We start from the raw sequence: 20,328 nt of genomic DNA on the forward strand, positions 1-20,328 counted from the left end.
GATGTCGTACCTGAACAAGGCCGCCCTCCGGTCGAAGACCGGCTTCTGGCCCAACAACCGCGGCACGATCATCGGGGTGGCCCTCCTCGCGGTCGTCATCCTGATCGTGCCGTTCACGGCGAGCTCGTCGATGATGAACATCGCCGTCTTCTCGATGATCTTCGCGCTTCCCGCGATCGGCCTGTCGCTGCTCATGGGCCTCGCAGGCCAGGTGTCGCTGGGGCAGGCGGCGTTCTTCGCGATCGGCGCCTACACGCACGCGATCCTGCTGCAGAAGTTCGAGATGCCGGGGCTCGTCGCCGCCGTCGGCGGGGTCGTCGCGGCGATGCTCGCGGCGCTCCTCGTCGGCCTGCCGATGCTGCGCCTGCGCGGGCACTATCTCGCGCTCGCGACGCTCGGCCTCGGCTTCATCGTCATGATCGCGGTGCGCGAGTGGGAGTTCACCGGACGCACGACGGGCATCTACGGCTACGGCCGACCCGAAGTCTTCGGCATCCCGATCGACAACAACGGGCTGTTCTTCTGGTTCGTCGCGCCGTTCGTGCTGCTCGGCCTCGTGCTCGCGCTGAACCTCACCCGCTCGCGTGCGGGCCGGGCGCTCTCGGCGGTCAACGACTCCGAGCTCGCGGCCGAGTCGCTCGGTGTGAACACCTACGCGCTGCGCGTCAAGGTGTTCACCCTGTCGGCGGGCTTCGCGGGCCTCGGCGGCGTGTTCTACGCGTACCAGGTGCAGATCGTCTCGCCGCAGGTCGCGGAGTTCCACGTCTCGGTCGAGCTGCTGCTCATGGTCGTCATCGGCGGGCTCGGCTCGGTGTGGGGCGCCATCGCGGGCGCCTTCATCGTCGAGCTCCTCTCCGAGGGCCTGCGTGACCTGATCCCCGCGATCATCCCCGGTGCGACGGGCGAGGTGCAGCTCATCGGCTACGGCCTCGTGCTGATCCTCGTGATCATCCTGCTGCCGGGCGGCCTCTACCAGGTCGTCAAGACGGCCTGGGCGGCGATCACCTCGCGCATCGGCGCGAGGCGGGCGGATGCCGCGGCGCCGGCCGGTGCGGCCGCGCTCCCCGGCGGCGGGGCCGACGACGGCACGGCCGAAGCGCCGACGCGCGCGTTCGGCGGGCTGCCGGGCGAAGGCGCCGCGAGCGCTCCGGTCGACGGAACGGCCGACGGCGACGCCGTGGGCGACGGCGGGCACGAGGCATCCGCGCCGGTGCCGACCGTCTCGGTGCCGGTACCCGCGGGCGCCCCGATCCTCGAGGTGCGCGGACTCACGAAGCGCTACGGCGGCGTCGTCGCCGTCGACGAAGTGACCCTCACCGTGCCGGCCGGGCAGATCATGGGCCTGATCGGGCCGAACGGCGCGGGCAAGACGACGTGCTTCAACATGATCACCGGCGCCATCGCGCCGACCTCGGGCACGGTGTCCTTCCTCGGCTCCGAGATCCAGGGGCGCAAGCCCCACGTGGGCGCCGAGGCGGGGCTCACCCGCACGTTCCAGAACCTCCAGGTGTTCTCGTCGACCGACGTCGTCGGCAACGTCTACATGGGTCGCTACCGCAAGGGTCGCGCGGGCATCCTCCGCGGCATGCTCGGGCTGCAGGGCCGGGAGCAGTACCGCCACGAGGAGATCGCCCGCGAGATCCTCGAGACGATGCAGCTCGGGGACGTCTCGGGCCTCGCCGCGGGCGACCTGCCGTTCGGCCGCCAGCGCATGATGGAGGTGTGCCGCGCGCTCGCCTCCGAGCCCGCGCTGCTGCTGCTCGACGAACCGATGGCGGGGCTCTCGGGCCGCGAGCGCGAGATGCTCGCGACGCTGCTCCGGCGCCTCCGCGACGCCGGCCTCACGATCGTGCTCGTCGAGCACGACGTGGCGCAGGTGATGGCGCTCGCCGACACGGTCGCGGTGCTCGACGACGGCGTGCTCATCGCGCACGGCGACCCCGAATCGGTGCGCAACGACCCCGCGGTCATCGTCGCCTACCTCGGCACCGACGCCGAGGAGGCCGAGGCCGAGCTCAAGGAACTGGAGGAGCACGCATGACGCTCTCGGTGAAGTCGCTCGACGCGGGCTACGGCAAGCTCGCCATCCTGCACGAGGTGAGCCTCGAGGTCGCCGCAGGCGAGATCGTGACCGTCGTCGGCTCGAACGGTGCGGGCAAGACGACGCTGCTGCGCGCGGTCAACGGCCTCATCCGTCCGACCGGGGGCACGGTCGCGCTCGACGGCACCGAGATCACGGGCCGCCCGACCGAGAAGATGGCGTCGCTCGGGCTCACCCACGTGCCCGAGAACCGCCTCTGCTTCCCGACTCTTTCGGTGCGCGACAACCTGATGCTCGGCGCGTGGAGCAAGGGCGGCAGGGGCGACCTCGATGCCGTGCTCGAACTGTTCCCGCGGCTGAAGCCCCGGCTCGGGCAGGCGGCGGGCACGCTCTCGGGCGGCGAGCAGCAGATGGTCGCCATCGGCCGCGGCATGATGGCCGCGCCGAAGGCGATCATGCTCGACGAGCCCTCCATCGGGCTCGCCCCGAAGGTCGTCGCCGAGATCATGAAGGTGCTCACCGAGCTGCGTTCGCGCGGCCTCGCGGTGCTGCTCGTCGAGCAGAACGTGCGCGCCTCGTTCGGCATCGCCGACCGGGCGGTCGTCATGCAGCGCGGACGCGTGGTGCTCGAGGGCACGCCGGCCGAGCTCGTCGAACTGCCCGAGGTGCGCAACGCCTACCTCGGCGGTGCGGCGGCGTAGCGCCCTCACGCCGCCACGGCGGCGGATGCCTCGCGAGTCCCGGCGAGGCATCCGCCGCCGTTCGCGTCTCAGACGAGCAGGGCGACGATCGCGTCGTCGCCGCTCGCGCGGGCGTGCTCGAGGGCGGTGACGCCGTTGCGGTCGGCGATCGACCGGTCGGCGCCGCCCTCGAGCAGCACCCGCACCGTCTCCTGATGGCGCGGGCCCCCGTCGCCGAGGATGACGGCCTCGAGCAGCGCCGTCCAGCCGAGGTCGTTGACGTGGTCGACGTCGATGTCGGTCTGCAGCACCCGCTCGAGGTACTCCACGTGGCCGCGCTCGCCCGCGGGGATGATCGAGATGCCGCCGTAGCGGTTCACGATCGTGAGGTCGGGTTCGGCGGCGAGGAGCACCTCGGCCATCGCGACGCTTCCGGTGACCCCGGTGACGAGCCACGGGGTGTCGCGCCGGTCGTCGAGCGCGTCGGGGTCGGCGCCCGCCGCGACGAGCACGCTCGCGGCCTCGACATGATCGGCCGCGGAGGCCAGCAGCAGTGCGGTGCGCCCGCGACCGTCGCGCGCCTCGAGCTCGGCACCGGCCCGGATGGCGAGGGAGACGGTCGCGGCGTCGCCGGCGGCCGCAGCGCTGAGCAGGGTGCCTTCGGGGTCGGTGAGCACAGGGGCGGGGGCCTCGGTCATGGTGACATCCTCTCGCGGCGGGGCGGACGGCGCGGCGGACGCGGACCGCGAGGCATCGGGGACGGGGGACGCGCCCGGCGCGCTGCCTGCCGCGCAGCCCGTGAGCAGCAGCGCCGCCGCGACGATCGCGACGACGCTGCGGCGAGCGCTGCGGGTCAGCCCCACGGCGATCCGACGACGTCGTACGGGCCGGAGGCCGCGGGCTGCTCGTCGAACTTGCTGTCGACGGCGAGCAGGCGCCCGTTCAGCATCTTGGCGGTCGTGTACACGCGGTCGGGGTCGCTCGCCCGCTGTTCGATGCGGTGCACCGCGTCGCCGTCGGCCGAGACGCGCATGGTCGCCACCGTCTTCGAGAAGTTGCGGATGACGGTGAGGCGATTGCCCTGGCGCACGAGTCCGTCGGCGTTCACGAGGTCGGCCCCGTGCGTGTCGATCTCGGAGACCGCGCCGTCGGCGGTGGCGAAGCGCCAGAGCCGCCCGGTGTTGCCCTGCGCCACGACGAACGCGCTGCGGTCGGACGAGAGCACGATGCCGCCGAGGTTGAACCCGGCCGCCCGCTCGACGGTGCCGGTGGCATCGGCCCAGAGCTCGGCCCGCCAGGTACCGCCGTCCTCGGCGACCCGGAAGATCTGCGGGTCGTTCGAGTTCGTGAAGTAGGCGGCCCCGTCTGCGCCGATCGCGACGTCGTTGAGGAACGCGTCGGAGGTGCCGGGCACCCGGAGCGCGGCGAGCAGCTCGCCGTCCTCGTCGTAGACCCACAGCTCGGGGCGGTCGGGGTTGCCGAGGCCGTTCGGGCCGCCGGCGACGTAGACGTTGCCGGCGCGATCGACGGTGACGCCGCGGGCGGTGTAGCGCCCGTCGGTGCCGTCGCCCGCGAGCCACTCCATGGCCTGCGGCTCGCTCGCGTCACCACGGTGGATCTCGCCGCCCGTGACCTCGCTGACGTAGAACAGCCCGCGTCGCTCGTCGACGCCGATGCCCTCGAACCGCGAGCCGGCGGCGTCGCCGGGCACCGTGTAGCGGTCCGGGCGGCCGTGGTCCTGCGGTTGCGCGCGGGCCGCCTCGGGTGCGGCCGTGAGGCCCGCGCCGGCGATGCCTGCGGTGAGGCTCGCCGTGGCGAGTGCGATGGCGATGGTGCGCTTCATGGTTTCCCTCGTCTCTGTCACGCCGGTCTCGACGTGTGCTTCCAGCCTCGATGCGGGCCCGGGCACCGGCGTCGGGCGATCGGCTACACGTGCATAGCCGATCGGATGATGCCCGCGTGGAGCGCCCGTGCCTAGGCTTGGCGATCATGTCCGTCTCCGACCGCACCGGCATCCGTGGCATCCTCGCGCCAGTCGCCAGCCTCGACCGCTGGCTGCAGATCGTGTTCCTCGCCCTGCTCGCGACCTCGGCCGTGCGGTACCTCGAGCGTCACGGACTCGGCGCCGACGGCGTGCTCGTACTCGCCGGCGCCGCCCTGCTGGCGGTCGCGTACTCGGTGCGGCCCCTGCTGCCGACCCGCTCATGGTGGCCGACCGCGTGGGTGGTGACGGTCACGGTGCTGTGGGCGCTGCTCACCCTCGCGGCGCCCTCGTTCGCGTGGTGCGCCGTGCCGCTCGGCTTCGCCGTGCTCCAGGTGCTGCCGTTCCGCGGCGCGGTGATCGTCGTCGTGCTCATGACCGGTCTCGTCACGGCCGCCGAGCTCCGCATCGCCGACGGCCTCGACCCGACCGTCATCGCCGGCCCGATCGGCATCGCGGTCGTCACCGTGCTCGTCTACCGGGCGCTCCAGCGCGAGTCTGCGGCCCGACAGCTCCTCCTCGACGAGCTCACCGACGCGCAGGAGGAGCTGCTGCACGCGCAGCACCGCTCCGGAGCACTCGCGGAGCGCGAACGGCTCTCGCGCGAGATCCACGACTCGGTCGGCCAGCAGCTCTCGAGCATCAACCTCCTGCTCCAGGCCGCCGAGCAGGACTGGTCGGCACGCCCCGAGGCCGCGCGCTCGCACGTGCGCACGGCCGCCGCGACCGCCCGCGATGGCCTCGACGAGGTGCGCCGGGTCGTGCGCGACCTCGCACCCGCCTCGCTCGAGAGCGGCAGCGCGGAGTCGCTGCCCGAGGCGCTCGAGCGGCTGGTCGCGGATGCCACCGCCACGGGCGCGGGCGCCGCACTCGAGTTCCACCGCCACGGCGACGCCCGGGCGGTGCCCGCGGTCGTCGCCGGTGCGTTGCTGCGCAGCGCGAGGGGCGCGCTCGCCAACGCGCTCGAGCACGCGCAGGCGCGTCGCATCGTGGTGAGCCTGACGTTCCAGCCCGACGAGGTGCGCCTCGACGTGCGCGACGACGGCGTCGGCTTCGATGCCGCTGGGGCAGGCCGACGAGGCTCGTCCGAGCGCGGCACCGGCGAGCGCGCGGCCGACGGGCACGGCACCGGCGAGCGCGGCCACGGTCTGCGCGGCCTTCGCGAACGTGCCCAGGAACTCGGCGGCCGAGCCGAGATCGAGAGCTCCCCGGGCGACGGCACGACGGTGTCGGTCTCGTTCCCGTTGACGAGCGGCGCTGAAGGGGATGCATCGTGACCGGGGCATCCGGGGCGCCGGAGGCGAGCGAGGCGGCCGACGTGCGCGTCGTCCTCGTCGACGACCACCCGGTGGTCCGAGCGGGGCTCGCGGCCCTGCTCGGCGGCCGAGCGGGATTCGAGGTCGTCGCAGAAGCGGGCGACGCCGACGAGGCCGTCTCGAAGGCGCGCGCCTACCGACCCGATGTCGTGCTCATGGACCTCAACCTCGGCGCCGGGCCCGGCGGCATCGAGGCCACCTCGCGGCTGCGGGCGCTCGACGAGCCGCCCGCCGTCCTCGTGCTGACGACCTACGACACCGAGGCCGACATCCTCCGCGCCCTGGAGTCCGGCGCGGGCGGCTATCTCCTGAAGGACGCCCCGCCCGCGGAGCTGTTCGCCGGCATCCGCGCCGTCGCCCGCGGCGAGACGGTGCTCGCCCCCTCGGTCGCTGCGACGCTCGTACGCCGCGCCGCCGCGCCCGGCCCCGTGGTCACCGAGCGGGAGGTCGAGGTGCTCGAACTGCTCGCCGAGGGCCTCGGCAACCGGGAGCTGGCGCGGGAGCTGCTCGTCTCGGAGGCGACCGTGAAGTCGCACCTCTCGCACATCTACGCGAAGCTCGGCGTCGACACCCGCGCGGGCGCCGTCGCCGCCGCGATCGAGCGACGCATCATCCGGCGTTAGGGCGCACAGACGTTCGAAACCTCGTGTCGACATCACGGTGAGTTCCGGCCGACCATGCCACGACGTCAACGTCGAGCAGGCTCGGCCCCTTGTGGATGACGCCGACGTCACCGGGATTGCGCGGCGCTCACAGCGCGCTGCAATCTTCGTCGCCAAGGCCGAGAGACGAGATGCGAGTCATTCGTCCTTGCGCTTGCGGCGCTGCACCTCGGGCACGATCAGTTCAGGCGCCGCGCGGCGCATGAACCGGTCGAAGTCGGGAACGGTGAACGCCGCATACCCGTGCTCGGGCGTGTAGAGCAGGCCCATGTCGATGAGCTCGGCGCGCGTCGGGCCGACCTGGGTCGACTCGCGGCCCATCACCCGCGCGACGTCGGCGGCCTTCTGGGGCTCGGGCCCGAGTTCGGCCATCGCCCGCATGTAGGCGGTCTGCAGGGGGGTCGCCCGGTCGAGCCGCACGCGGAAGAACGAGCCGTCGAGCTTCGACTCGTATGCCTCCTTCGCGATCTCGACGTCCTCGCGGTGCACTCGCCCGCTGCTGGCGACGCCCCACACCTGGTACCCCAGCTCCTGCAGGAAGTACGGGTAGCCCTGGGTGATCTCGATCGCGAGCTCGACGGCGTCGTCGTCGAAGACGACGCCCTCCACGAGCGCGGGCTCGACGAGCGCCTTGCGCGCATCCTCATCGCTCAGCGAGCCGATCCTCGGGAACTTGAACAGGCGCTCGGCATACGACTTCGCGTCGCCCGCGAGCTCGGCGATCTGCGGCAGCCCAGCCCCGACGAAGGTGATCGGGAGCCGGCGCTGTACGGTCTTGTGCACCGCCTGGATGAGCGCCTCGAGCTGGGCGCGCCCCAGGAACTGCACCTCGTCGACGAGCAGGGCCACGCCGCGCTCCTGCTCGGCGGCCGCTTCGCCGAGGGCGACGAACACGTCGGTCAGGTCCATGCCGAGATCGCCGTGATCCCCGAGCCCTTCGGCCGGCGGCACGTCCCACGAGACGCTGAACGTGCCCTGCAGGTCGACCGACACGGCGAAGGCGCTCAGGACCTCGGCGGCCCGGCGGCTCCGCTCGCTCCATCGCGCACGCGGCGAGAGGCGCAGCAGCGCCGCCTTGAGCTGTGAGAACATCGCCTGGCGGAACCGGACGTCGTCGTGCTTGCTCGCCTCGATCTCGACGACCTCCCAGCGGGCGGCGTTCGCGATGTCCAGGAACTGCCCGAGCAGCACGGTCTTGCCGACGCCTCGGAGCCCGGTGATGATCATCGACTGCTCGGTCCGTCCGCGTTCGAGCCGGCTGAGCAGCACCCGGAACGCATCGAGCTGATCGTCCCTGCCGACGACGATCTCCGGTGCAGCGCCGGCGTTCGGCGTGTACGGGTTGCTGATGCTGTCCATGGTCGAGATCTTAGAACCTTTACCGAACTTTATCGAGGAATCATAAAATCGGCTAAAGACCCTGGGGCCTCCCGTAGACTGGAGTCTCGGTGCGAGCGCGAGGAGGGTGGATGATCTTCTGCCTCGCCCTCTTCGGCGCCCTCGCCATCGTCACCCCCCTGCTCACGCGCGTCCTCGGTCGACGCGTCTTCGCCGTCATCGCCCTGCTCCCGGCCGCGGTGTTCGTGCTGCTGCTCACCTGGCTCCCCGGCGTCCTCGCCGGCACCCCGCTCGTCGAGACCGTCGAGTGGATCCCGACGCTCGGCATCGCGCTGACCTTCCGGCTCGACGCGCTCGCCCTCCTCCTCGCGCTGATCGTCACGGGCGTCGGCGCCCTCGTGCTGCTCTACTGCATGAACTACTTCACCGACGACGAGCCGGCGCTCGGCCGTTTCGCCGCGCTCCTGCTCGCCTTCGCAGGCGTGATGTTCGGCCTCGTCACCGCCGACGACGTCTTCGTGATGTTCACCTTCTGGGAGGCGACGAGCGTGCTCTCGTACCTCCTCATCGGCCACTACACCGGTCGCAAGGAGAGCCGCGGTGCGGCACTTCAGGCGCTCACCGTGACGACCTTCGGCGGGCTCGCGATGCTGGTCGGTCTCGTCATCCTCGCCGTCGAGGGCGGCACGACGAGTCTCGCCGAACTCGTCGCGAACCCCGTGACCGGCGCGGCCGGCGAGTGGGCCATCGCGCTGGTGCTCCTCGGCGCGATCTCCAAGAGCGCGTTGGTGCCGTTCCACTTCTGGTTGCCCGCCGCGATGGCCGCACCGACGCCGGTCAGCGCCTACCTGCACGCCGCGGCGATGGTGAAGGCCGGCGTGTACCTCGTCGCGCGCCTTGCCCCCGGCTACGCCGAGCTCGAGGTGTGGCATCCCATCGTCATCGGCCTCGGCGCGCTCACCATGCTCGTCGGCGGCTGGCGAGCACTGCGCCAGTACGACCTCAAGCTCCTACTCGCCTACGGCACGGTCAGCCAGCTGGGGTTCCTCGTGATGGTCACGGGCTTCGGCACCCGCGACGCCGCACTCGCCGGTGTCGCGCTGCTGCTCGCGCACGCCCTGTTCAAGGCCACCCTGTTCCTCGTCGTCGGCATCGTCGACCACGCCGCCGGCACGCGCGACTGGCGCAAGCTCTCGGGCCTGGGCCGCCGGATGCCGGTCATCGCCACGATCGCGTTCGTCGCGGCCGCCTCGATGGCGGGCCTGCCGCCGCTGCTGGGCTTCGTCGCGAAGGAGGCCGTCTTCACCGCCGAACTCGAGTCGGCGCTCGCCGGCGACACCTGGGGCTGGGTCGCCCTCGCGGCGGCGTTCCTCGGCTCGGTGCTCACGGTCGCGTACACGGTGCGGTTCGTCTGGGGTGCGTTCTTCACCAAGGCGGATGTCGCGCCCACCCCGCTGCACCGCGAAGGCGCCGCGATCGGCGTCGCGCCCGCACTCCTCGCCGGGGCATCCGTCGTCTTCGCCTTCGCCGTGCCGCTCATCGAGCCCCTGCTCGCCGCCTACGCCGACGAGCTGCCGGGCGGCCACGAGTACCACCTCGCGCTCTGGCACGGCCTCGAGCCCGCGCTCGCGCTGTCGGCCGCCGTGTTCGCCCTGGCCGCACTGCTCGTCTGGGGCCGGCAACGGGTCGCCCGCATGCAGGCGGCCGTGCCGCCCGCGCTCGACTCGGCGCGCGGCTACCTCGGCATCGTGTCGTTCGTCGACCGCCTCGCCGCCCGGGTGACCACCGCGTTCCAGGTGCGCGGGCTCGCCGGCTACCTCGCGATCATCATGGTGGTCTTCATCGGCGGGCTCGGCACCGCGGCGATCCTCAACGACTCCTGGCCCGACGGCGTGCGGCTCTGGGACTACCCCGCGCAGCCGTTCATCGCGTTCATCATGGCGATCGCCGCCGTCGCCGCCGCGATCGTGCGCCGCCGCGTGACCTCGGTGCTGCTCGTCGGCGCCACGGGGTACGGGCTCGTGCTGCTCTTCGGCATGTCGGGGGCGCCCGACCTCGCGCTCACCCAGGCGCTTGTCGAGACCATCACGATCGTCGTGTTCGTGCTCGTGCTGCGACGCCTGCCGAAGCAGAGCGCCGTGCACCCGTCCGCGGTCGGCCGCGCGACGCGCACCATGATCGGCGTGCTCGCCGGCCTCGTGATGGGCGTCATCGGCCTGGTCGCGCTCGGCGCGCGCATCGAGCCGACGATCTCCGAGGGGCTCCCTGCACTCAGCCTCGAGGCGCACGGCAAGAACATCGTGAACGTCATGCTCGTCGACATCCGCGCGTGGGACACGCTCGGCGAGATCTCGGTGCTCGTCGCCGTCGCGACGGGCGTGGCGAGCCTCATCTTCGTCTCGGGCCGCACCGGTGGCGCCCCACGCCTCGACGAGCAGCCCGACCGCCGCAACCGGCTGCAGCCCGTGCTCGAGCCGGCCTCGTCGATCCGCGCGGCCAAGCCCCGCCTCGCCGAGGTCGACGACGAGACGGATGCCGCGGCCGAGGCCCACGGCAGTCGCCAGACCTGGCTGCTGGCGGGCCGCACGCTCTCGCCCCGCAACCGCTCGATTCTCATCGAGGTGCTCGTTCGGCTCCTCTTCCACCCGGCGATCATCGTGTCGGTGTACCTGCTGTTCGTCGGCCACAACGCGCCGGGCGGCGGCTTCGCAGGGGGCCTGCTCGCGGGGCTCGCCCTGGTGGCCCGCTATCTCGCCGGCGGCCGGTACGAGCTCGGCGAGGCCGCGCCGGTCGACGCAGGTCGCCTGCTCGGCACGGGGCTCCTGCTCGCCGCGGGCACCGCAGCATCGTCGCTGCTGTTCGGGCTCACCGCCTTCGAGTCGACCTGGTTCGAGGCCGAGGTGCCCGTGCTCGGGCTCCTCTCGATCGGCACCTCGACGCTGTTCGACATCGGCGTCTACCTCGTCGTCGTCGGGCTCGTGCTCGACATCCTGCGTTCGCTCGGCGCGGAGGTCGACCGCCACCAGGAGGAGACCGAGGGCGACCCCGAGGCATCCGACCCCACCGCCGCCGACCGCGAGGGAGCCCCGGCATGACCGCATCGCTCACCCTCGTCATCCTCATGGCCGTGCTCTTCGGCGCCGGCATCTCAGTGATGCTCGAGCGCAGCCTCACCCGCGTGCTCATCGGGTTCCTGCTCGTCGGCAACGCGGTGAACATCCTCATGTACCTGATGAGCGGCACCCCCGGACTCGCGCCGATCCTCGGCGCGGGCGTCGACGAGGGCGAGATCTCCGATCCGCTCCCCCAGGCGTTCGTGCTCACCGCGATCGTCATCAACCTCGGCATCACGGCGTTCATGCTCGCGCTGATCTACCGCTCCTGGTGGCTCGCGAAGCTCGGGGCGAAGGGCGACCTCGTCGACGACGAGGCGGAGCTCGCCGAGGACGCGGAGGAGACCGCCGACCTCATCCGCTCCTCCGCCGCCGACGACGAGGCGATCCAGTCGCTCATCGAGGCCAGCGACGAGGACCCTTCGACGGGCTCAGGACAGCGGCTCGACGAGGTCGACGCCGGCATCGACGAAGAAGAACTCGAGCGCGAGGCATCCGCGCGCGACCGCGACGACGAGGGGAGCCGCCCGTGACCGCCGTGCTCGTCCCCCTCGTGGTGCTCCTGCCGATGCTCGGCGCAGCGACCGCGCTCATCCTCGGTCGCCACCGACGTGCGCAGATGGCCGTCGGCATCTCAGTGCTCGCCGCCGTCACGGGCATCGCGGCGGTGCTGCTGGTGGCGGTCGACACGAGCGGGCCCGCCGTCGTCTACCTCGGCGCCTGGGATGCCCCGTGGGGCATCACGCTCGTCGTCGACCGGCTGTCGGCGATCATGCTCGTGATCTCGGCCATCATGCTGCTCGTCGTGCTCGTGTACTCGGTCGGTCAGGGCATCGCCGACCGGCATCGCGAGACGCCGGTCTCGATCTTCCACCCGAGCTACCTGATCCTGTCGGCGGGCGTGTTCAACGCCTTCATCGCGGGCGACCTGTTCAATCTCTACGTCGGCTTCGAGATCCTGCTGGCCGCGAGCTACGTGCTGCTGACCCTCGGCGGCACGGGCGAGCGCATCCGCTCGGGCGTCACGTACATCATCACGAGCCTCGTGTCGTCGCTCTTCTTCCTCAGCGCGATCGCGCTCATCTACGGTGCGACGGGCACGGCCAACATCGCCCAGCTCTCGGTGCGGCTCGCCGAGCTGCCGCAGGACGTGCAGCTCATCCTGCACCTGCTGCTGCTCGTCGCGTTCGGCATCAAGGCGGCGGTGTTCCCGCTGTCGTTCTGGCTGCCCGACTCGTACCCGACGGCGCCCGCACCGGTCACGGCAGTGTTCGCGGGCTTGCTGACGAAGGTCGGGGTGTACGCGATCATCCGCACCGAGACCGTGCTGTTCACCGAGAGCGACTTGTCGACGCTGCTCATCGTGATCGGCGGGCTGACCATGCTCATCGGCATCCTCGGTGCGCTCACGCAGGCCGACATCAAGCGCCTGCTCTCGTTCACCCTCGTGAGTCACATCGGGTACATGATCTTCGGCATCGGCCTGTCGAGCGTGATCGGCCTGACCGCCACGATCTACTACGTCGTGCACCACATCACAGTGCAGACCGCGCTGTTCCTCACCACCGGACTCATCGAGCGCTTCGGCGGGGCGACGTCGATCACCCGCCTCGCGGGCCTCGCCAAGGCTTCGCCGCTGCTCGCGGTGCTCTTCTTCATCCCGGCGATGAACCTCGGCGGCATTCCGCCGTTCTCAGGGTTCCTCGGCAAGGCCGGCCTCTTCATCGCGGGTGCGCAGGGCACGACGGCGGATGCCTCGGGGCCCGCCGGCGGCGGGGCGCCCGGGCCCGTCTGGCTCATCTGGGTCGTCATCGCTGCGGGCGCGGCGACCTCGCTCATCACCCTCTACGCGCTCACCCGCTTCTGGAACATGGCATTCTGGCGCGGTCGCGAGGAACTCGAGGGCTACGAGTCGGTGCTGCTCGGCTCGGTGCTCGAGGCACCAGAGGGCGCGACCGTCACCGCGACCCGCACGACGCCCGTGCTGATGGTCGTCGCGACCGCCTCGCTCGTCGCGGTCACCGTGTGCCTCACCGTCTTCGCCGGCCCGCTGTACGACCTCGCCGGACGTGCAGCCGAGGGGCTCAGCGACCCGTCGGTGTACGTCTCGATCGTCTTCCCCGAGGGGGTGCGATGACCCACACGAACGAACCGATCTCGCGCTGGCGCTCGGTCTGGCGGCAGTTGCCGCTGCTGGTCGCGCTACTGGTGCTCTGGCTGCTGCTCTGGGACCACATCGACGCGCTCAGCATCGTCACCGGGCTGCTGCTCGCGATCGCGGTGACCCGCGCGCTGTACCTGCCGCCCGTGCTGCTCAGCGGGCGATTCAACCCGTGGCGGGGGTTGCTGCTCGGGCTGCGCATGATGGTCGACGTGGTCTTCGCCTCGCTCCAGGTGGCGGCGTTCTCGATCTGGCCGTGGTGGAAGCCGATGAACTCGATCATCGTCGTGCAGCTGCACACTCGCTCCGACCTCGTGACGACCCTCACGGCCGAGGCGATCTCGGTCGTGCCGGGCACCGTCGTCGTCGACATCGACCGCGAGCGCGGCCTGCTCTACCTGCACGCGCTCGGCACGCGCACGCAGGCCGACATCGACCGCACCCACCGCCAGGTGCTCGGCACCGAGGAGCGCATCGTGCTCGCGATCGGCACGCACGAGCAGGCCGAGGTGGTGCGGGCCGAGCGTCGGGCGCGTCGCGCGGGCGAGCGCACCGCGAGCCACTCCGACATGCACCACGGGCCATCCGACCAGAACGGAGGCACCCCGTGACCTTCCTCACTCTCGTCTCGATCCTCGCCGGCCTCATGTTCGGCATCGGCGCGATCGCCGCGGTCGTGCGCATCATCAAGGGGCCGTCGATCCTCGACCGAGCCCTCGCGACCGACGTGCTGCTCGCGATCGCGATGTGCGCGCTCGGCGCCGAGATGGCGATCAACCGGCACACCGACACGCTCGTCGTGCTGCTCGTGCTCGCGATGTTCGCGGTCGTCGGCTCGATCTCGATCGCACGCTTCATGGCGAAGCAGGATGCCTCGTGAACGCCACCGAGATCGTCGTCGGACTGCTCATCCTCGTGAGCGCGTTCCTGTCGATGGCGGCGGGCGTCGGCATCGTGCGGTTCCCCGATGTGCTGACCCGCCTGCACGCCGCGACGAAGCCGCAGGTGCTGGGCCTCGCGACCGTGCTGCTCGCGATCGCGCTGCGCGCGCCGACGTGGGGCGTGATCTCGACCGTCATCGTGATCATGACGTTCCAGCTGCTCACCCAGCCGATGACCGCCCACATGCTCGGCCGCTCGGCCTACCGCACAGACCACGTGCGTCGCGACCTGCTCATCGAGGACGACCTCGGGCGCGACATCGCCGCGCACGACGAGCACCCCGCGAGCTGAGGGCGCCGCGCCGCCCACCCGGCCCCGGCCCCGGCCCCGGCCCCGGCCCGATGTCGCGCAAACCGTCGTTATTGCGCTCCCGTGGCGACTGTTCGCGCGACACCACGATGCGAAATCGCGCGAATCGTCGTTGGCGCCCGCCCGTGGCGACCGTTTGCGCGACACCACGATGCGAAATCGCGCGAACGGAGGGTGCGGCGGGCGGCAACCAGCGGCGGTGGTCGAATGGCGTCACCCGCGCCCGGTGAACTCCGGCGTGCGCTTCTCCTGGAAGGCGGCGAAGCCCTCGCGGTAGTCGGCGGTGTCGCAGAGCGCGGCCTGCGCCCGGTTCTCCTCGGCCATCGAGGCCCAGAGCCCGAGGCGCTCGTCGCGGAGCGCCGCGACGAGGCGCTTCGAGGCGACGAACGCCTGCGTGGCGCCCTTCGCCGCACGGCCGGCTGCCGCGCGGGTCGCGTCAAGCACCTCGTCGGCGGCGAACACCTGCGAGAACAGGCCCGCCGAGACCGCCTCCGCGCCCGACATGAGCCGGCCCGAGACGATGAGGTCCATCGTGCGGTGCGCCCCGAGGCGCTCGACGAAGAGGGCGTGCCCGCCCGAGTCGAGGGTCGCGCCGAGGTTCGCGAACGGCGAGCCGATCTTCGCGGTGTCGGCGACGTAGACGATGTCGCTCGCGATGAGCAGGCCCAGCCCGACACCGAGGCAGGCGCCGTGCGCGACCGCGAACGTCGGCACCGGGATCGCGGCCATTCGCTTGAGCAGCGGCTCGACGATGCCGCCGAGGTAGCCCTGCACGTCGTCCTCGCGCGGGTCGACGCCCGAGATGTCGCGGCCCGCGCAGAACGCGCGACCCTCGCCGCGCAGCACGAGGGCGCGCAGCTCTCCCGCCTGCGCGTGGCGCAGCGCCTCGTCGTACGCCGCGGCGAGTTCGCCGATCGCGTGCTCGTCGAGTGCGTTGAGCTTGTCGGGCGCGTTCAGCACGACCTCGCCGACCCGCGTCGCCTCGTCCACCGTGAACTCGATCACTGGGTTGCTCCTCTCGATGCGCACTCCCCCGCACCGTTGCGGGGGTGCTTTACCGCAATGTTCCGCTCGCGACCGCGTGAGATCTTGCGGAAAAGCACCCCCGCAACGGGCTCACACGTCATAATCGACCACGACGCGCTCGGACTTCGGGTGCGACTGGCACGTGAGCACGTAACCGCGCTCGAGCTCGTCGGGCTCGAGGGCGTAGTTCTCGGTCATGTTGACCGAGCCCGACACGACCCGCGCACGGCAAGTGCCGCACACCCCGCCCGCGCACGCGAACGGCACGTCGGGACGGACCCGAAGCGCCGCGTTCAAGATCGACTCGTTCGCCGACACCGGGCTCTCGACCGTCGACGACTGCCCGTCGAGGGTGAACTCGATCGCAACCGTTTCCTCGCCCTGCTTCACCTCGACCGGGCGACCGTGGCGCGGCTCGACCCGATCGGCGTCGGTCGTGAAGAGCTCGTAACGTACGTGCGCCGCGGGCACGCCCCGCGCCTCGAGGGTGTCTCGCGCGAGCTGCACGAGCTCGAACGGCCCGCACAGGAACCACTCGTCGACCGTCTCGGGCCGGATGAGCACGTCGAGCATCGTCTCCAGCTTCGACGCGTCGATACGCCCCGAGAGGATCGGCGCCGTGCGCTGCTCGCGCGAGAGCACGTGGTGCAGCGCGAGCCGCGAGGGGTACCGGTCCTTCAGCTCGGCGAGCTCCTCGAGGAACATCACGTCGAGCGTCGAGCGGTTCGTGTAGACGAGTTCGAATTCGGATGTCTCGGAGCGTGCGAGCACCGTCTGGGCGAGCGCCATGAGCGGCGTGATGCCCGATCCCGCCGCGATCGCGACGATGTGTTTGCCGTCGAGGGCGTCGAGCGTCGAGGTGAAGGTGCCCTGCGGGCTCATCACGTCGAGGGTGTCACCCGGCTGCAGCTCGCTGTTCGCCCAGCTCGAGAAGATTCCGCCGAGGTCGCGCTTGATGCCGACCGAGATGCGGCCGGTGCCGTCGTCGGCCGTCTGCGGCGGGCGGCAGATCGAGTAGCTTCGCCGGCGCTCGTGCCCGTCGAGCTCCTTGCGGAGGGCGACGTACTGCCCGGGCAGGTAGCTGTACTCCTCGGCGAGCTCGACCGGAACGGTGAAGGTCACCTCGACGGCATCGCTCGTGAGCGGGCGCACCTCGGCGACCTCGAGCGAGTGGAATCGTGCGCGCCGGCGCTTCGGAAGATGTTCGCCGCCCACGGTCGAGGTGAGGAACGCCTCGGCGATGGCAGCGTCGGCTGGTTGAGGAGCGAGCGAAGGGAGCGTCTCGAAACCGGATCGCCCGGTTGGGTTTCGAGACGGCTCCTTCGTCGCCTCCTCAACCTGCTCGGAGGACGAGCCCAGGTTTCTCGCCGCCATCAGATCACCTTGAAGTAGTCGAAGGGCTCGAGGCAAGCGCGGCACTCGTAGAGCGCCTTGCACGAGGTCGAGCCGAAGCGGGCGATCTCGCGGGTGTCGAGCGAGTCGCAGCGGGGGCACTTCACGGCGAGCTGCACGCGCACGGGGCCCGCGCCGCGCGCGGCGGCGAGGCCCGTGGGCGCCTGGATGCCGTAGCGGCGCAGCTTCTGCTTGCCGATGTCGGTCATCCAGTCGGTGGTCCACGCGGGGGCGAGCACGAGGTCGACCCGCACCTCGTCGTAGCCCGCGTGCGTGAGCGCGAGCACGACGTCGTCGCGCATGGCGTCCATCGCGGGGCATCCGCTGTAGGTGGGGGTGAGCTCGACGTGCACCGCGCCGTCGTCGGCGACCTCGACCGTGCGCAGCACACCCAGGTCTTCGATGGTCAGCACGGGGATCTCGGGGTCGGTCACCGTCGCCGCGACCTGCCAGGCGGTGCGCTCGGCGGTCGCGGTCACCATGATGCCCCCGGGTGCTGTCGGGCGAGCACCTGCATCTCGGCGAGGAGCGGCCCGAGGTGCTCGGTGTGCGAGCCCCGTCGTCCCCCGCCCGAGGCGGTGACCGCGGTTCGGCCGGACGGCCGTTCGAGCGAGGCCTCGGCGAACACCGCGTCGACGGCCGACTCGAACGCCGGTCGCAGCGTCGAGGGCAGCACGGCGACGCCGTCGGCGGCGAGCCGCTCGGTGAGCTCGTCGTCGGCGAACAGCTCGTCGACGTACGGCCAGGTGACCTCGACGCCGCGGATCATGCGCCGGCGCGACTCCTCGGTGCCGCCCGCGAGCCGCAGCACCCACTGGGTCGCGTGGTCGCGGTGGTAGTCGACCTCCTTCACCGACTTCGCTGCGATCGCCGCAAGGGTCGGGTCGGTCGAGTCGGCGAGCGCGCCGTACAGCTCGAAGAGGTAGAGGGATGCCACGAGCTGACGCGCGATCGTGCATGCGAAGTCGCCGTTCGGCTGCTCGAAGAGCCAGGCGTTGCGCCACTCGGGCTCGTCGCGCCAGTAGGCGAGCTCGTCTTCGCTGCGACCCGTGGCGGTGCCGGCGTAATGGAGCAGCGAGCGGGCGTGGCCGATGAGGTCGAGGCCGATGTTGCCGAGGGCGATGTCCTCCTCGAGCTCGGGTGCACGGGTGATCCACATGCCGAGCTGCTGGGCGAGCACGAGCGCGTCGTCGCCGAGCCGCAGCGCGTACTCCGCGGCATCCGCGGAGGCGACGCGACCGGCACCCTCGGCCGAGCCCGCGAGTTCGTCGGCGAGCGCGAGGCGGTCGACCGAGACGTCGCCGTGGGTGGACTCCGGGTTTCGAGACGCGTCCTCCTTCGTCGGGCGCTCCTCAACCGGCGAGTTCTCGCTCACAGGTGCTTCACCCCTTCGCTCTTCGTGTAGTACACCGCGTGCCGGTAGTTCTTGCCGGCCGGGCTCTCGAAGAAGGCGCCCTTCGCGTCGGGGTCGCTCGTCGTGACGGCGTCGGCCGGCACGACCCAGATCGAGATGCCCTCGTTGCGGCGGGTGTAGAGGTCGCGGGCGTTGCGCACGGCCATGTCGGCGTCGGGCGCGTGCAGCGAGCCGACGTGCACGTGGCTCAGGCCGCGGTTGGCGCGCACGAAGACCTCCCACAGGGGCCAGGGCTCGGTTCCGAGCTCACCGGGGGTGCTCATTTCGTCTCCTTCTGGGTTTCGAGACGCTCGCTGCGCTCGCTCCTCAACCCGCTCGAACCCCGACGCCACCTCGCGATTTCGAGACGCTCGCTGCGCTCGCTCCTCGACCCGCTCATGCTGCCGCGGCCTTCAGCGACTGCTTGCGGGCGTACTCGGCGGCGGCTTCGCGCACCCAGGCGCCCTCGTCGTGCGCTTCGCGGCGACGGCGGAGACGCTCGGCGTTGGCGGGGCCGCGACCGGCGAGCACCTCGTTGAACTCGGTCCAGTCGATCTCGCTCATGTCGTACTCGCCGGTTTCGTCGTTGAAGCGCAGCGCCGGGTCGGGCAGGGTCACGCCGAGCACCTCGGCCTGCGGCACGAGCATGCCGACGAAGCGCTGGCGCAGCTCGTCGTTCGAGAAGCGCTTGATGTTCCACGCCATCGACTGCGCCGAGTTCGGCGACTCGTCGTCGGGCGGGCCGAACATCTGCAGGCTCGGCCAGTACCAGCGGTTCACCGCGTCCTGCGCCATCTCGCGCTGCGCCTCGGTGCCCTGCATGAGTTCGAGCAGGATCTCGAACCCCTGCCGCTGGTGGAACGACTCCTCCTTGCAGATGCGCACCATCGCGCGGCCGTACGGGCCGTACGACGCGCGGCACAGCGGCACCTGGTTGCAGATCGCGGCGCCGTCGACCAGCCAGCCGATCGCACCCATGTCGGCCCACGTCGGGGTGGTGTAATTGAAGATCGACGAGTAACGGGCGCGGCCCTCGATGAGCTGGCTCATCATCTCGTCGCGGCCGATGCCGAGCGTCTGCGCCGCAGAGTAGAGGTAGAGGCCGTGCCCGGCTTCGTCTTGCACCTTGGCCATGAGGATGGCCTTGCGCTTGAGGCTCGGTGCTCGTGTGATCCAGTTCGACTCGGGCTGCATGCCGATGATCTCGGAGTGCGCGTGCTGGCTGATCTGGCGGATGAGCGTCTTGCGGTACGCCTCGGGCATCCAATCGCGGGGCTCGATGCGCGAGTCCTTCGCGATGAGCTCGTCGAAGAGGGCCCGGCCCTCGTCGTCCTGGGGCTCGGCGCCGGCGAGGCTGAGCTCGGCAGCTGCGGTCATCATCGACTCCTGTGTCTTCGTGGGGTTCGGGCGCTTCGCGAACGGAGCGCCACGTGGCATCCAACATTACTAACCGATCGTTCAGTTAGTATATAGTCATCGTCAGCGTCGCAGCAACGACGCGCGAACTCGATGAGGAGTCGAACATGACGGATGCCGCGACCGCCCCGAACCGTGCCATGATGCAGCGCGACCTCGCCTCCGCGGCGCTCGGCCTCGTCGTCGAACGCGACGACCCCGGCCACGCCGTGGTCTCGATGCGCGTGCGCGACGACATGACCAACGGCTTCGGCATCACCCACGGCGGCCTCGTCTTCACCCTGGCCGACACCGCCTTCGCGATCGCCTGCAACGAGGACGAGACGGTCACCGTCGCCGCGGGCGCCGACATCACCTTCCTGAAGTCCACCGTCTCGGGGCAGACCCTCACCGCGACCGCCGTCCGCCGTACCCGGTCGGGCCGCACCGGACTCTACGACGTCTCGGTCGTCGACGAGCACGGCGACGCGGTCGCCGAGTTCCGCGGCCGTTCCATCTCCACCAACCGCACCCTCTGACCAGCACGGAGCCCCACGTGTCGACGACGACCACCTCCCC

General features: G+C 71.2%; 20 protein-coding genes. 11 read left to right on the top strand and 9 right to left on the bottom strand.

All coding sequences use genetic code 11. The annotated features are described in order from the left end of the window. The first annotated feature begins 1 nt into the window (after nucleotide 1). Entirely contained in the window at nucleotides 2-2,041 is a 2,040-nt protein-coding gene (locus tag H516_RS0105260) for a branched-chain amino acid ABC transporter ATP-binding protein/permease (protein WP_022888673.1), read from the top strand. Then, nucleotides 2,038-2,742: an ABC transporter ATP-binding protein gene (locus H516_RS0105265; RefSeq protein ID WP_022888674.1), complete on the top strand. Its 705-nt coding sequence runs from the start codon at nucleotides 2,038-2,040 to the stop codon at nucleotides 2,740-2,742. Before H516_RS0105260 ends, H516_RS0105265 begins: the two co-directional genes overlap by 4 nt. A gap of 68 nt (nucleotides 2,743-2,810) precedes the next feature. Here the strand turns inward: H516_RS0105265 and H516_RS18465 are convergent, their stop codons facing one another. Both H516_RS18465 and H516_RS0105275 read right to left on the bottom strand, forming a co-directional pair. After that, on the bottom strand, nucleotides 2,811-3,419 hold the full coding sequence (locus tag H516_RS18465) for an ankyrin repeat domain-containing protein (RefSeq protein WP_033196878.1): 609 nt from the start codon (nucleotides 3,417-3,419) through the stop codon (nucleotides 2,811-2,813). A gap of 155 nt (nucleotides 3,420-3,574) precedes the next feature. Beyond that, entirely contained in the window at nucleotides 3,575-4,564 is a 990-nt protein-coding gene (locus tag H516_RS0105275) for an SMP-30/gluconolactonase/LRE family protein (RefSeq protein WP_022888676.1), read from the bottom strand. Between the two features lie 146 nt (nucleotides 4,565-4,710). Here H516_RS0105275 and H516_RS0105280 point away from each other — a divergent pair, with 146 nt between their 5' ends. Both H516_RS0105280 and H516_RS0105285 read left to right on the top strand, forming a co-directional pair. Beyond that, nucleotides 4,711-5,979: a sensor histidine kinase gene (locus tag H516_RS0105280; RefSeq protein WP_026378453.1), complete on the top strand. Its 1,269-nt coding sequence runs from the start codon at nucleotides 4,711-4,713 to the stop codon at nucleotides 5,977-5,979. Then, nucleotides 5,976-6,641, top strand: coding sequence for a response regulator (locus H516_RS0105285; protein ID WP_022888678.1), 666 nt, complete (start codon nucleotides 5,976-5,978; stop codon nucleotides 6,639-6,641). The genes H516_RS0105280 and H516_RS0105285 overlap by 4 nt, the downstream gene beginning before the upstream one ends. A 177-nt stretch (nucleotides 6,642-6,818) precedes the next feature. On the opposite strand, the gene H516_RS0105290 is transcribed toward H516_RS0105285, so the two are convergent. Continuing rightward, nucleotides 6,819-8,039: an ATP-binding protein gene (locus tag H516_RS0105290; protein WP_022888679.1), complete on the bottom strand. Its 1,221-nt coding sequence runs from the start codon at nucleotides 8,037-8,039 to the stop codon at nucleotides 6,819-6,821. 110 nt (nucleotides 8,040-8,149) lie between these two features. On the opposite strand from H516_RS0105290, the gene H516_RS18470 reads away from it, so the two are divergent. Genes H516_RS18470 through mnhG form a run of 6 tightly spaced genes read left to right on the top strand, consistent with a single transcriptional unit; the run spans nucleotide 8,150 to nucleotide 14,525 of the window. After that, on the top strand, nucleotides 8,150-11,113 hold the full coding sequence (locus H516_RS18470; protein WP_022888680.1) for a Na+/H+ antiporter subunit A: 2,964 nt from the start codon (nucleotides 8,150-8,152) through the stop codon (nucleotides 11,111-11,113). Beyond that, the gene (locus tag H516_RS21190; protein WP_022888681.1) at nucleotides 11,110-11,664 is read left to right on the top strand and encodes a sodium:proton antiporter; all 555 of its coding nucleotides are present in this window, start codon (nucleotides 11,110-11,112) and stop codon (nucleotides 11,662-11,664) included. Before H516_RS18470 ends, H516_RS21190 begins: the two co-directional genes overlap by 4 nt. After that, nucleotides 11,661-13,268 (top strand): Na+/H+ antiporter subunit D, encoded by a 1,608-nt coding sequence (locus H516_RS0105305; RefSeq protein ID WP_022888682.1) that lies wholly within the window; start codon nucleotides 11,661-11,663, stop codon nucleotides 13,266-13,268. The genes H516_RS21190 and H516_RS0105305 overlap by 4 nt, the downstream gene beginning before the upstream one ends. Next, nucleotides 13,265-13,903 carry a Na+/H+ antiporter subunit E gene (locus H516_RS20890; protein ID WP_022888683.1) on the top strand — a complete coding sequence of 213 codons (639 nt, stop codon included), beginning with the start codon at nucleotides 13,265-13,267 and terminating at the stop codon, nucleotides 13,901-13,903. Before H516_RS0105305 ends, H516_RS20890 begins: the two co-directional genes overlap by 4 nt. Continuing rightward, nucleotides 13,900-14,172: an MrpF/PhaF family protein gene (locus H516_RS22340; RefSeq protein WP_026378455.1), complete on the top strand. Its 273-nt coding sequence runs from the start codon at nucleotides 13,900-13,902 to the stop codon at nucleotides 14,170-14,172. The genes H516_RS20890 and H516_RS22340 overlap by 4 nt, the downstream gene beginning before the upstream one ends. Further along, on the top strand, nucleotides 14,169-14,525 hold the full coding sequence (mnhG, locus tag H516_RS18485; protein WP_022888684.1) for a monovalent cation/H(+) antiporter subunit G: 357 nt from the start codon (nucleotides 14,169-14,171) through the stop codon (nucleotides 14,523-14,525). Before H516_RS22340 ends, mnhG begins: the two co-directional genes overlap by 4 nt. A gap of 231 nt (nucleotides 14,526-14,756) precedes the next feature. Here mnhG and H516_RS0105325 read toward each other — a convergent pair whose 3' ends face one another. From H516_RS0105325 to paaA, 6 genes are all read right to left on the bottom strand, one after another. Then, nucleotides 14,757-15,548 carry an enoyl-CoA hydratase/isomerase family protein gene (locus tag H516_RS0105325; RefSeq protein ID WP_022888685.1) on the bottom strand — a complete coding sequence of 264 codons (792 nt, stop codon included), beginning with the start codon at nucleotides 15,546-15,548 and terminating at the stop codon, nucleotides 14,757-14,759. A gap of 111 nt (nucleotides 15,549-15,659) precedes the next feature. Further along, the gene (paaE, locus tag H516_RS0105330) at nucleotides 15,660-16,943 is read right to left on the bottom strand and encodes a 1,2-phenylacetyl-CoA epoxidase subunit PaaE (protein WP_022888686.1); all 1,284 of its coding nucleotides are present in this window, start codon (nucleotides 16,941-16,943) and stop codon (nucleotides 15,660-15,662) included. Further along, the gene (gene paaD / locus H516_RS0105335; RefSeq protein WP_022888687.1) at nucleotides 16,943-17,443 is read right to left on the bottom strand and encodes a 1,2-phenylacetyl-CoA epoxidase subunit PaaD; all 501 of its coding nucleotides are present in this window, start codon (nucleotides 17,441-17,443) and stop codon (nucleotides 16,943-16,945) included. Before paaD ends, paaE begins: the two co-directional genes overlap by 1 nt. After that, entirely contained in the window at nucleotides 17,437-18,336 is a 900-nt protein-coding gene (gene paaC / locus H516_RS0105340; protein ID WP_022888688.1) for a 1,2-phenylacetyl-CoA epoxidase subunit PaaC, read from the bottom strand. The genes paaD and paaC overlap by 7 nt, the downstream gene beginning before the upstream one ends. Beyond that, nucleotides 18,333-18,638, bottom strand: a complete 306-nt coding sequence (gene paaB / locus H516_RS0105345; RefSeq protein WP_022888689.1) for a 1,2-phenylacetyl-CoA epoxidase subunit PaaB — start codon at nucleotides 18,636-18,638, stop codon at nucleotides 18,333-18,335. The genes paaC and paaB overlap by 4 nt, the downstream gene beginning before the upstream one ends. Before the next feature lie 112 nt (nucleotides 18,639-18,750). Beyond that, the gene (gene paaA / locus H516_RS0105350; protein ID WP_026378457.1) at nucleotides 18,751-19,731 is read right to left on the bottom strand and encodes a 1,2-phenylacetyl-CoA epoxidase subunit PaaA; all 981 of its coding nucleotides are present in this window, start codon (nucleotides 19,729-19,731) and stop codon (nucleotides 18,751-18,753) included. Between the two features lie 146 nt (nucleotides 19,732-19,877). Here paaA and paaI point away from each other — a divergent pair, with 146 nt between their 5' ends. Then, nucleotides 19,878-20,288, top strand: a complete 411-nt coding sequence (gene paaI, locus H516_RS0105355; protein ID WP_022888691.1) for a hydroxyphenylacetyl-CoA thioesterase PaaI — start codon at nucleotides 19,878-19,880, stop codon at nucleotides 20,286-20,288. The last annotated feature ends 40 nt before the right edge of the window (nucleotides 20,289-20,328 follow it).

It is taken from the genome of Agromyces italicus DSM 16388 (genome assembly GCF_000421545.1).
Classification (GTDB): Bacteria; Actinomycetota; Actinomycetes; order Actinomycetales; family Microbacteriaceae; genus Agromyces; species Agromyces italicus.